Source organism: Marichromatium sp. PS1 (assembly GCF_041155115.1).
Classification (GTDB): domain Bacteria; phylum Pseudomonadota; class Gammaproteobacteria; order Chromatiales; family Chromatiaceae; genus Marichromatium; species Marichromatium gracile.
The window spans coordinates 56,656-68,703 of the sequence record NZ_BAAFHB010000005.1 but is presented as its reverse complement, the minus strand read 5'-3'; the positions used below and the strand labels follow the sequence as shown (position 1 = coordinate 68,703).

11 protein-coding genes are annotated in these 12,048 nt (G+C 69.6%); all 11 read left to right on the top strand.

The genetic code is table 11. The annotated features are described in order from the left end of the window. Positions 1–291: 291 nt before the first annotated feature. The 11 genes from ACAM26_RS12665 (at position 292) to ACAM26_RS12615 (ending at position 12,017) form a co-directional block, all read left to right on the top strand. Positions 292–903: a DUF502 domain-containing protein gene (locus ACAM26_RS12665; RefSeq protein ID WP_132230197.1), complete on the top strand. Its 612-nt coding sequence runs from the start codon at positions 292–294 to the stop codon at positions 901–903. Positions 904–1,202: 299 nt separating this feature from the next. Further along, the gene (locus tag ACAM26_RS12660; protein ID WP_369613817.1) at positions 1,203–3,986 is read left to right on the top strand and encodes a PAS domain-containing protein; all 2,784 of its coding nucleotides are present in this window, start codon (positions 1,203–1,205) and stop codon (positions 3,984–3,986) included. Between the two features lie 166 nt (positions 3,987–4,152). After that, positions 4,153–5,601: a sigma-54-dependent transcriptional regulator gene (locus tag ACAM26_RS12655; protein WP_369613816.1), complete on the top strand. Its 1,449-nt coding sequence runs from the start codon at positions 4,153–4,155 to the stop codon at positions 5,599–5,601. 310 nt (positions 5,602–5,911) lie between these two features. Then, complete coding sequence (locus tag ACAM26_RS12650) at positions 5,912–6,106, top strand: CsbD family protein (protein ID WP_123140494.1); 195 nt, start codon at positions 5,912–5,914, stop codon at positions 6,104–6,106. 70 nt (positions 6,107–6,176) lie between these two features. Next, a complete protein-coding gene (locus ACAM26_RS12645; RefSeq protein WP_123140495.1) occupies positions 6,177–6,344 on the top strand; it encodes a DUF1328 domain-containing protein in 168 nt (55 codons plus the stop codon). 53 nt (positions 6,345–6,397) lie between these two features. Next, positions 6,398–7,375, top strand: coding sequence for a YihY/virulence factor BrkB family protein (locus ACAM26_RS12640; protein WP_123140496.1), 978 nt, complete (start codon positions 6,398–6,400; stop codon positions 7,373–7,375). A 26-nt stretch (positions 7,376–7,401) separates the two neighbouring features. Then, the gene (locus ACAM26_RS12635) at positions 7,402–8,436 is read left to right on the top strand and encodes a sodium:calcium antiporter (RefSeq protein ID WP_234524789.1); all 1,035 of its coding nucleotides are present in this window, start codon (positions 7,402–7,404) and stop codon (positions 8,434–8,436) included. 84 nt (positions 8,437–8,520) lie between these two features. Then, a complete protein-coding gene (gene mgtE, locus ACAM26_RS12630; RefSeq protein ID WP_123141981.1) occupies positions 8,521–10,179 on the top strand; it encodes a magnesium transporter in 1,659 nt (552 codons plus the stop codon). A gap of 237 nt (positions 10,180–10,416) precedes the next feature. Beyond that, the gene (locus tag ACAM26_RS12625) at positions 10,417–10,935 is read left to right on the top strand and encodes a hypothetical protein (protein ID WP_132230189.1); all 519 of its coding nucleotides are present in this window, start codon (positions 10,417–10,419) and stop codon (positions 10,933–10,935) included. 76 nt (positions 10,936–11,011) lie between these two features. After that, entirely contained in the window at positions 11,012–11,200 is a 189-nt protein-coding gene (locus tag ACAM26_RS12620; protein WP_123140532.1) for a CsbD family protein, read from the top strand. 406 nt (positions 11,201–11,606) lie between these two features. Continuing rightward, positions 11,607–12,017 carry a DUF1523 family protein gene (locus tag ACAM26_RS12615; protein ID WP_123140500.1) on the top strand — a complete coding sequence of 137 codons (411 nt, stop codon included), beginning with the start codon at positions 11,607–11,609 and terminating at the stop codon, positions 12,015–12,017. Positions 12,018–12,048: the final 31 nt, after the last annotated feature.

The following is a 12,048-nucleotide window of genomic DNA, read 5'->3' as shown; positions in this document are numbered from 1 at the left end:
CGGGCGCCGCGCGGGTGTCGCCCGACAGCGCCGTGCGGTGCAATTCAACCCGGGGCGGTTGTAATGCCCCGCTCGGGGTCGCCGTGATCGGGCCGCGCGCTCGCCGTCTCGCCCGTCGCCGCGCGCGGTCGTCGCCGTGGTGCGGTCTGGCATCGGCAGTGCTTGCGTGTGGAGGACGCGGGGGGCCGCCCGCTTGGATGCGCCGGGACCGCTGGCCCGGATCACGGCGCACGATGCCGAAGGAGAGATGCCGATGACGGAGTCACTGAGCCCGGAGGAGCGAGCGTCGAGATGAGTCGGAAAAACCTGTTCGAGAGACTGCGCAACTGGTTCCTGCAGGGGGTGGCGTTGCTCGCGCCCCTGGTCATCACCATCGCCTTCCTGGTCTGGCTCGGGCGCTCGGTGGAGCTGTTCATGGGGGATCTGGTGCGTGTGCTGATGCCCGCTGGCTGGTATCTGCCCGGCATGGGGCTGGTCGCCGGCGTGGCGTTGACGGTCGTCGCCGGGTTGATCGCCAACCTCTTCCTGGTGCGCTGGCTGCTCAGGTTGGCCGAGCGCGTGCTCGATCGCATCCCGCTGGTGAAGAGCCTCTTCCAGGGCATCAAGGACGTGTCGCGATTCTTTGCCAAGGATGGCGACGAGGGGTTGGGTCGGCCCGTGGCGGTCGACATCCAGGGGATGCTGCTGGTCGGTTTCGTGATGCAGGAGCGCGTCGTCCTGCCCGGCGCCGATGACGGTGACGACCGGGTGGCCGTGTTCCTGCCGATGAGCTATCAGTTGGGCGGTTTCACCGTCTATCTGGAGCGCGACCGGATCGGCCAGCTCGATGTCGGCGCCGATCGCGCCATGCGCGCGGTGCTCACGGGTGGTTCACTGGGCGGTGATGCCGGTCTGGGGAGATGATGCGTCTGGCCAGCTTGCCGCGACGGCGTGCCGCTGAGCGTCTGGTCGGCCGCTGGGCCGTTACCGCGGCTGGGCTCAGGCGCGCCGAGCCCTCCTCAGGCCTCCCGCCTCTGTCTTAATCAACCGGATTGTATTGCGCGGGCGATCGGTGTTCCGAATGAGCCCGGCACGCCGCTCGGGGTTATCCTGAACGCATAGGAGGAGGCCGGGCTCGGCGTGGCGCCATGTTGTACGCAGCAACCCGGGCAGATGGTGCCTCCACTGCAGACCTCTGGGTCTCCAACGAGGGGGCGACGTCGATGACCAGGGAGCGGTGCTCCACCGATGATGAACTGAAGACCGCCGGGGCAGGGCGACAGGTGCTCAACGATGAGTTGACCCGGCTCATGGACCGGGTGCGCGAGCTGGAGACGGCCAATGAGGTGCTCGACGCCCTCCTGGTCGGCACCGAGGTGCCGGTGCTCTTCGTCGATCCGCGGTTGCGCGTGCGCCGCTGGACCCCGGCGACGGAGACGCTGCTGCGACCCGGCGGGGTCGAGCCCGGTTGCCCGCTGGCGGACCTCGGCTGGCGCCTGGAGGATGCCGGGCTGGTCGACGAGGCCGCGTTGGTGCTGGCGGGCACGCCGGTGGTGCCGCGCGAGGTCCCGGGCGACGGCGGGCACTGGTCTCTGCGCCGGATACGGCCCTATCGTTCGAGCGCGGGCCAGATCGACGGGGCCATCATCACCTGGACCGACATCACCGCGCGCAAGTGCGCCGAGGCGGCGCCGGCCGATCGCGACCATACCCTGTGCCGTCTCGCCGATGCGCTGCCGGTGTTGATCTCGCGGGTCGACGCGTCGCTGTGCTATCGCTTCAACAATGCCGCCTATGCCCGCTGGTTCGGGCTCGATCCGGCAGAGATCCGCGGCAGACCGGTGGTCGATGTCCTTGGCGAGGAGGCCTTCGCGCTGGTCCGTCCCCACATGGAGCAGGCGCTGGCGGGCTCGGTCTGTCGCTTCGACGCCTGGCTGCCCTATCAGGGCGCGGGCACCCGTTGCTGCCAGATCGAGTACATCCCGGACCGACGCGACAACGGCACCGTCGACGGCTTCTTCGTGCTGGTCATCGACATCACCGAGCGGCGTCGCAACGCCGAGGAGATCGCCCGACTCAATGCCGAGAACCGGGCGCGCGCCGGCGAGCTGCGCGCGGTCTTCGAGGCCGCCCCGGTGGGGATCTATATCGGTCGCGATCTCGAGTGCCGCAACATGGACATGAACCGCGCCGGCGCCGAGATCCTGCGCCTGCCCGAGCACAGCAACCCCTCGCTGTCCGGGCCCGATGCCACCGCGCTGCCGTTTCGCGTCTTCCACGCCGGGCGCGAGCTGACCACCGCCGAGCTGCCGATGCAGGTCGCGGCGCGTGAGGGCGAGCCGGTGCACGACTTCCACGAGGAACTCCACTTCGCCGACGGTGAGGTCAGGCATCTCATCGCCTCGGCCGCGCCCCTGCGCGACGAGACCGGCGAGGTCGGGGGCTGTGTCGGCATCCTCGCCGACGTCACCCGCGCCACGCGGGCCGAGCGGCGTTACCGCGAGACCCTGGAGCGGCTCAAGCTGCATGTCGACAAGTCCCCGGTCGCCTCGCTGGAGTGGGCGGCCGATACCACCCTGCTGCGCTGGTCGACGGCGGCGGAACGGGTGTTCGGCTGGAGCGAGGCCGAGGCGCTGCGCGGGTCGCTGCGTGGGCTGGGGCTGTTCCCCGACGAGGCGCGCGAGCCCTTCGCGGACATGGTCGGCGCACTGGTCGGCGGGCTGGTCGAGCACAATCAGGCGCTCCATCTCAACCGCCGCAAGGATGGCGAGACCATCTGGTGCGAGTGGCACAACTCGGTGCTGCGCGACGCCGACGGTCGGCTGGTCTCGGTGCTCTCGCTGGCGCTCGACGTCAGCGGCCAGCAGGCGCTGCAGACGAGCCTGCGCCGCCAGGCCGAGCAGCTCACCGAGGCCGACCGGCGCAAGGACGAGTTCCTGTCGATGCTCGGTCACGAGCTGCGCAACCCGTTGGCGCCGGTGCGCAGCGCGCTGGACCGTCTGGCGCTGGGCGAGACCGATCAGACCACGCTCGACTGGGCGCTCGGGGTGATCGACCGTCAGACCCATCATCTGGAGCGACTGGTGCACGATCTGCTCGATGTCGCCCGCATCACCCGCGGCGCGATCGAGCTGAAGATGGCGCGCCAGGACCTGGGGCGATTGGTGCGCGAGGCGCTGGAGGTGGTCGAGCACGAGGCGCGCGCGCGTGAGCATACGCTCGCGCTCGACCTGCCGCCGGGGGCGGTGGCGGTGCGCGGCGACGCGACGCGGCTCGTCCAGGTGCTGAGCAATGTGCTGCACAACGCCGTCAAGTACACCGATCGAGCCGGGCGCATCGCCGTCGGTCTGGTCGCGGACGCCGGGGTGGCCAGGGTCACGGTCGCGGACGACGGGCGGGGCATCCCCCCCGAGTCGATCCCCACCTTGTTCGAGCCCTTCACGCAGGGGCCGCGTTCGCTGGCGCGGGTGGAGGGCGGCCTCGGGTTGGGGCTGACCCTGGTGAAGAACCTGGTCGGGCTGCACGGCGGCAGCATCGATCTGCACAGCGACGGGGCCGGCCAGGGGACCCGTGTCACGCTGACCTTTCCGCTCGATGCCGGCCCCGCGCCCGAGACCGACGTGGGGCCCGGCGCTGCGGCGGGGGACGATGCGCCGGGCGAGGGCAGACGGGTGTTGATCGTCGATGACAGCCCCGATGTGGTCGAGGCGGCGAGCGAGCTGCTGCGCGCGCTCGGCCACGAGGTCAGTGGCGGCGCGAGCGGGGCCGAGGCGCTGGAGGCGGTCTCCCGGGTGCGTCCGGACCTGATCCTGCTGGACATCGGCCTGCCCGATATCGACGGCATCGAGGTCGCGCGCCGCCTCGCCGAGCGCCCCGAGCGCCGGGCCTTCCGGCTGGTGGCGGTGTCGGGCTACGGCGTGTCGAGCCTCGGCGAGGAGGCGGCGCTGTTCGACGCGCACCTGCTCAAGCCGGTCGGCGTCGCCGACCTCAAGCGGTTGCTGGAGTAGCCCCGGGGAGACGGTCGCATTCCCCCGCTGCCGAGGCGTGCATTCGCCACCGATCGTCTCCAGATCCTCCACTGGCGCGCCGTGGCACGCCATCGAGACTGGTGCGGCTTGATGCCCGAGGGTGTTCGCGCCTCCATCCCGACGCTGACGAGGAGACCTGACACTGATGGGGAATTCGCTGCTGATCATCGAGGACGACGCGGCCTTCGGCGAGGAGCTGGCCCGGCATTTCACCACCAAGGGCTGGGACGTCGAGCATGCGACGACGCTCGGCGAGGCGCGGCGACGACTGCTCGAGGAGTGTCTCGAGCCGCAGGTGACCCTTGCCGACATGAGCCTGCCCGACGGCAACGTGCTCGACCTGCTCGACGAGGTGCGTGAGGCGAAGATCGCCGGCGAGTGGATCCTGCTGACCGGCTACGGCGGTGTCTCCGACTCGGTCAGGGCGCTGCGCCTGGGGGCCTACGACTTCCTCGAGAAGCCCTGCGCGCTGAACCGGCTTGAGCTGGTGGTCTCCGGGGCGCGCCGCGCGGCCATGGCGCAGCGCCGTCTCAGTCGCGAGAGCCGCGACCGGCGGCGGCGCTACGGCGTCGAGTCCTATATCGGCCGCAGCGAGATCACCCGCGCGACGCGCGAGATGATCGCGCGCCTCGCCGAGGTGCCCTTCAGCGCCCTGGTCATCGGTGGCGAGACCGGTGTCGGCAAGGGGCTGGTCGCGCGCATCCTCCACCACGCCGGCCCCCGCGCCGACGGTCCGATGATCGAGGTCAACTGTGCCGCGCTGCCGCGCGAGCTGCTGGAGTCCGAGCTGTTCGGCCATGAGTCCGGCGCCTTCACCGGCGCCAAGGGGCGCCATCGCGGCTATCTGGAGCAGGCCAACGAGGGCACGCTGTTTCTCGACGAGATCGCCGAGATGGATCTCGACCTGCAGACCAAGCTGCTGACCGTGCTGGAGGACCATCGCGTCCGCCGGCTGGGCGCGGAGAAGGCGATCGACGTCGACGTGCAGGTGATCGCCGCGAGCAACCGCAACCTGGAGCAACGGGTGCGCGATGGCGACTTCCGCAGCGATCTCTACCATCGGCTCAGCGTCTTCCGGCTCGACCTGCCGCCGCTGCGCGAGCGCCTCGACGATCTCCACGAGCTGGTGCCGACGCTGGTCGACGAGTACAACGCGCGCTCGGGCAACCGCGTGCGCGAGATCCCGGAGGCGGTCTATGAACGGATGCGCGCCTACAGCTGGCCGGGCAATGTGCGCGAGCTGCGCAACGTCGTCGAGCGCGCGGTGCTGCTGGCCCGGGGCGAGTGCTTCCCGATCGAGTGGATGCAGCTCGGCAGCGGTCTGGTGCCGGACCCCGAGGACGCGCCCGCGCCGGGCGTCGACGGTGACCTGCTGACCATCCCGCTCGATGGCAGCATGGCGCTCGACGAGATGGACAGCTACATCATCCGCACCGCGCTGGAGCGCAGCGGCTATAACGTCACCGCCGCCGCGCGCGCCCTCGGCACCACCCGCGAGACCCTGCGCTATCGCATCCAGAAGTACGGTCTCAGGGACGGCGAGCCGCGCGGCGCCGTCTCCGCGAACACCGCCGGCGCCGAGGGGAGCGGCTGAGCCGCTCCCGCGTCGTCGGATGCGTCCCCCGCCGCCTCCGCGCGTCTCTTGCCCGGCGACGGGGCCTTTCCACCGCAGCCACCGAGATGGCTGGCCATATCCACCAGTGTCGCGCGATCTCCCGCCGCCGCCGGCGTGCGTTCGTGGCGTCGCGCCCGGTCATGACGGGCGCGGGGCGCCGATGTCGAAAGCTGGCATGCAGGCTGCAAGCTTGATGACCAGCAGGCGTCGCCGGGCGTGGACAGCGCGTCCCGGTCGCCTGGAGGCGCGCCGATCGGGCGCGCCATCACGCGAAACCTGGAGGTCTTGCATGAACTGGAACGAGGTCAAGGGGAAGTGGACGGAGATGAAGGGGCACGTCAAGGCGCGCTGGGCCGATCTCACCGATGACGATCTGCTCGCCATTGAGGGCGAGCGCGACAAGCTCGTCGGCAAGATCCAGGAGCGTTACGGCCTTGCCAAGGAGGAGGCCGAGCGTCAGGTCGAGGAATACGAGAAGGGATGATCGCCTCCTCGGGCGGCGCGGCGTGCGCCGCGCGCCCGTCGACCGGATTCATGTCACTGAGGAGGTTGTGATGATCAGACTCGCGCTCGTCTTCCTGATCGTGGCGTTGATCGCCGGCGCACTCGGGCTGACCGGTATCGCCGGCACCGCGTCCAGTATCGCCTGGATACTCTTCGTCGTCGGACTCGTCTTTGCGGTGGTGTTGTTCGTGTTCGGACGTCGGCCGCCGACGCTGTGACCGGGGTGAGGCCGCCGCGCCGCGCGCGCGGCCAGGCCAAGGGGAGGGATGTGATGGATGTCGATGATCGCGCCGACCGGGCGATCGGTCGCCTGGCCGATGCGCCTAACGAGATCCCGCCGGGCGGCTGGGTCCGGATCGCCAAGCGGGCCTGGCGGGCGGCGGGCGCCGACAACGTCTCGCTGGTCGCCGCCGGGGTCGCGTTCTACAGCCTGCTGGCGGTGTTCCCCGGCATCGCCGCGCTGATCGCCCTGTTCGGGCTGGTCGCCGACCCCGCGCAGGTCGAGGGGCAGTTCTCCGCGCTCAGCGCCGTGCTGCCCGCAGAGGTCTATCAACTGCTCTCGCAGCAGATGCGCGAGGTTGCATCGGGCTCGGGGCAGAGCCTCGGCGCCGGGCTGGCGGGCGCGATCCTGCTGTCGGTGTGGAGCGCCACGCGGGCGACGCGGTCGCTGATCGCGGCGCTGAACATCGTCTACGACGAGCGCGAGCGTCGAGGCTTCCTGCGGCTGAATCTCACCGCCTTCGTCGTGACCTTCTCGCTGGTGCTGCTGGTCGCCGTGGTGCTGGCGCTGATCGTGGCGGTGCCGGTCGCGATGCGTTATGTCGGCCTGGGTGCGCTGGCGCAGGTGCTCGTCAATCTGGTGCGCTGGCCGGTGCTGGCCGCGTTGGCGCTGACCCTGCTCGCGGTCCTCTATCGCTATGGCCCGTCACGCCGTCAGGCGCGCTGGCGGTGGGTCTCGGTCGGCTCGTCGCTCGCCGTGGTGCTGTGGCTGGTCGCCTCGGCCCTGTTCTCGGTCTATGTCTCGCGCTTCGGCACCTACAACGCGACCTATGGCTCGATCGGCGCGGTCATCGTGCTGCTGATGTGGCTCTATCTCTCGGCGCTGATCACCATCCTCGGCGCCGAGCTCAACGCCGAGATCGAGCGCCAGACCGCGCGCGACACCACCCGGGGCGAGCCGCGTCCGCGCGGCGAGCGGGGGGCCTATGTGGCCGATCACCTGCCCGACGATGCGCCCTCTGCGGACTGAGTGGCGCGTGTTGAGGCGCGAAGACGATGCCCTCGGCTGAGCACTGGTCACTGGCGCTGATCGTCCTCGTGCTGGTCGCGAGCGCGGCGGTGATCGCCGTGGTCGGGACGCGCATGGCGCGGCTCGCCGACCGTCTCGCCGATCTGACCGGGCTCGGCGAGGCGGTGTTCGGCGCGGTGCTGCTCGGCGCCAGCACCTCGCTGCCCGGGATCATCGTCTCGCTCACCGTCGCCTCGGCGGGCAAGGCCGAGCTTGCGGTCAGCAACGCCGTCGGCGGCATCGCAGCGCAGACGGCCTTTCTCGTCGTCGCCGATATCCTCTATCGTCGCGCCAATCTCGAGCACGCCGCCGCCTCGGTGCCCAATCTCATCAACGGTGCGCTGCTCTGCGCGCTGCTCGCGGTGCCGTTGATGGCCGCAACGGCGCCGCCGGTGACGCTCTTCGGGGTCCATCCGGCCTCGTTCCTGCTGCTGGCGCTCTACGCACTCGGGGTGCGCCTGGCCGCCGTCGCCCGGGGTCAGCCGGCCTGGTATCCGGTGCAGACCGGCGAGACCCGCGAGGACGTCCCGGAGACGTCCGACGATGATGGGGCGGGGCAACGCCGGTTGTGGGCGGGCTTCGTCGCGGCGGTGATCCTGGTCGGCGCCGCGGGCTATCTCGTCGGCGTCGCGGGGATGGCGCTGGTGCGGGTGACCGGGCTCTCGGAGACCCTGGTCGGGGTCCTCTTCACCGCCGTGGTGACCTCGCTCCCGGAGCTGGTCACCGCGATCGCCGCCGTGCGCCACGGTGCGCTGACGCTCGCCGTCGGCGGCATCATCGGCGGCAACACCTTCGATGTGCTGTTTCTCGCGTTCTCCGATATCGCCTATCGGCCGGGATCGCTCTACCATGCCGTCGGGGATCAGCCGCTGTTCATCATCAGTCAGACGATTCTGCTGACCGCCACGCTGCTGCTCGGACTGATCCGGCGCGAGCGCAGCGGCATCGGCAACATCGGCTTCGAGAGCTGGTTGGTGCTGATCTTCTACGGTATCGGTCTCGGCGTCATCGTCCTCGGCTGAACCCATCGCCCGTCTCCTCGGGCGGCCGCCCTCGTGCGGGGGACCGATGACCCTCCATCCCGATAGCCGCAATGGAACAAGCCCTTGAAGCGAGACCTGCAACCCGATCCGAACGACCTGATCGCCACCGAGATCGACCATCTGCGTGAGCTGCTCGCGCAGGGTCAGGGCAAGCGCGCGCGCCGCCTGCTCAAGAAGATGCACCCGGCCAAGATCGCCAGCCTGCTCGAGACGCTCACCCCGGCGCAGCGGGTGGCCGCCTGGCATCAGGTCGAGGCGCGCACCGAGGACAAGGTGCGCGCGCACCTCTCGGCCACGCTGCGCGCCCGACTCGCCCGCGACCTCGAGATCGAGGCCGCCGCGGAGTCCGACCCCGACTCGCGACACCTCGACGGCCCGCCCGAGGACGAGCCGGAGACCCAGTTGCGCCTGGTCCTGGAGGCGCTGGAGGAGGGCAAGCTCAAGCGCATCGCGCGGCTGTTTCGCAAGCTCCACCCGGCGCGCATCGCCGGGTTGCTGGAGTCGCTGCCGGCGACCGAGCGCGCCGCCGCCTGGGACATGATCGACGGTGAGCGCACCGCCAAGGTCCTGCGCCACCTGCAGGAGGAGGTGCGCCGCCGTCTCGCCGCGGAGATGGATCTGGATCATCTGGTCGAGGCCGCGCGCGGCCTCGAGCCAGATGATCTGGTCGACCTCATCCAGGATCTGCCGATGGCCACCGGTCGGCAGATCCTCGAGGCGATGGACCGGCGCGAGCGCGAGCGCCTGCAGTCGATGCTCTCCTACCCCGAGGACAGCGCCGGCGGCCTGATGAACATGGACCAGATCGCGGTGCGCGCCAACATCCGGGTCGGTACCCTGCTGCGTTATCTGCGACTGCGCGAGGACCTGCCGCCGAACACCGACAAGTTCTTCGTCATCGACCGCAAGCAGCACTATCAGGGCGTGCTGCGCACGCGCCGGGTGCTGACCGCGCGCCCCGAGACGCTGGTCTCGGAGCTGATGGAGACCGACTTCGAGCCGGTGCCCGCCGACCAGCCGAGCGACGCGGTGGCGCGCCGCTTCGAGGAGGAAGACCTCAGCTCGGCGCCGGTGGTGGATGCCGACGGACGCCTGCTCGGGCGCATCACCGTCGATGACGTGGTCGACGTCATCCGCGAGCAGGCCGCGCACGCGATCATGGGCATGGCCGGGCTGGACGAGGAGACGGACATGTTCGCCCCGGTGCTGGCGAGCAGCCGACGACGGGCGGTGTGGCTCGGCATCAACCTGATCACCGCCTTTCTCGCCGCCTGGGTCATCGGTCTGTTCGAGGGCACCCTGCAACAGGTGGTGGCGCTCGCGGTGCTGATGCCGATCGTCGCCAGCATGGGCGGTATCGCCGGCAGCCAGACGCTGACCCTGGTCATCCGCGGGTTGGCGACGGGGCAACTCGGTGGCGGCAACACCCGCATCCTGCTGTTGAAGGAGGCCGGGATCGGTCTGCTGAACGGCCTGCTCTGGGCGCTGGTGGTCGCCGCCCTGGCGATCCTCTGGTTCGGCGACTGGGCGATCGGCGGCATCATCGCCGTGGCGATCCTGCTCAACCTGCTCTGCGCGGCGCTCTCCGGGGTCGCCATCCCGCTGCTGATGCGCCGTTTCGGCATCGATCCCGCCCTGGCCGGGAGCGTGGTGCTGACCACGGTCACCGATATCGTCGGCTTCTTCGCCTTCCTGGGGCTGGCGACTGTGGTGTTGCTCTAGCCGCTCGGCTCCGCGTCGACGGCGGGGCATATGCCCCCGTCGGCGGGGGCTATCCCCCGATCGGTCGGGGCACCCGCGCATGGGGTCAGCCCTTGCGCCCCGTCATGGCGCGCTCCGGAAGGGTTGGCATCGGCTTTGCAACTTCTCCACCGAGGGATGATGCCCCGCGAGCCTCGCGGCCATCTCCACGTGAACCGCCACCATTTTCCGGTCACGACCACCATGGAGGAGCACGACATGAAACCGATTCTCGCCACCAGCGCCGCACTCTTCTTCACCCTGTTCTCGCTCAGCGCGATGACCCAGGCGGAGATGTCCGATGAGAAGGGCATGATGCAGGAGTCCGAGATGTCCGAGGACAAGGGCATGATGCACGAGGCCGGGATGCCGCCGGCCGAGGAGATCAAGCAGGACACCAAGGATCTGCTCGCCTCGCTCAAGGCCTATGGCGCCGATCAGCGCGAGGCGGCGGTGAAGGCGACCAAGGAGGCGCTGGAGGCCGCCGACGAGCGCATCGACGCCTTGCAGGCGCGTCTCGACGAGAACTGGGACGACATGAGCGAGGCCGCCCGCGAGAAGACGCAGGCGAGCATGACGGCGTTGCGCGAGCGTCGCGCCCAGGTCGCCGAGTGGTACGAGGACATGGAGAGCAGCTCCGACAGCGCCTGGGACGAGATCAAGGAGGGCTTCGCCGAGGCCTACGAGGCGCTGGGCGAGGCCTGGCACGAGGCCGTCGAGTCCTTCGAGGAGGAATGACCATCCGCGCAAGCAGCGACGAACTCACCGAACATCCACCAGCCAGAGACCGGTCGTGACCGGTCGGGAGAAGACCATGAACTGGGAACAGATCCGTGGCAATTGGGAACAGGCCAAGGGCGAGCTGAAGGTGCGCTGGGGCAAGTTGACCGACGATGACCTGGCGCTGATCGATGGCGAACGCGACAAGCTCGTCGGTAGCCTGCAGGAGAAGTACGGCGTCACCAAGGAGGAGGCGATCAAGCAGGTCGACGAGCTGCACTGATCGTCGTCGCCCGGGCCAGGGATGGCCCGGGGCGTGCCGCCATCGCGGACATGCCGGGCGAGCCCGTTCGACGGGCTCGCTTTTTTTGTGTCTCCGGTCGCTCCATCACGTCGCCCGCTGCGCGTCGTGCCACTGCGCCAGATCCGTCGTCGCGCGTGTGGACAGGGTCGGGCGGCCGGGGCAGGTGGATAACCACCGTTGCCCGTGGGAGCGGTCGGGGCAATTGCCCCGTGGGTCATTCGCGCACGTGCTCGATGATCGGTAATGCTTTGAATATCAGATTGATAGAGCTCTTTTTTGGCTGGCATCGCGATTGCAAAGTCTATACGGACGCCGCGAGTCCACGGCTTTGCCGTGATGATTCGCGGTCTCGCATCCGCGTCAAGACACAAGGGGGTAGAGAGTCATGAAGAACAAGCTCAAGATCGGCGGCGCCGTCGTCCTCGCCATCGTGGTCTTCCTGCTCTGGCTGCGCTGGGGGCCGGACTCCTGGGAGGTCCAGATCACCGGCGTGACCGGCGATGGGCGCGACGTCCAGTACCGTATCGAGACCGTCTATGCCGATTCGGCCGAGACGCTGATCTTCCGCAACGAGGACGCCGGTTTCACGCCGCCCTATTTCAAGTTCGACTCCGCCGATCTGCAGTCGGTCGCCAGCCGCATCACCCGGGAGTGTCCCGAGGTGCCGGTCACGGTACACGGCTACAGCCTGCGTATCTCGTGGCTGGACATGTTCCCGAACGCCACCTCGATCGACGCGCCGCAGCGCTGCATCGAGGCGCCCTCCGATCCCTCCGAGGTGACCGGGTCGCAGTAACGCGGTCGATGCCGGGTCCGCTGATCGGACC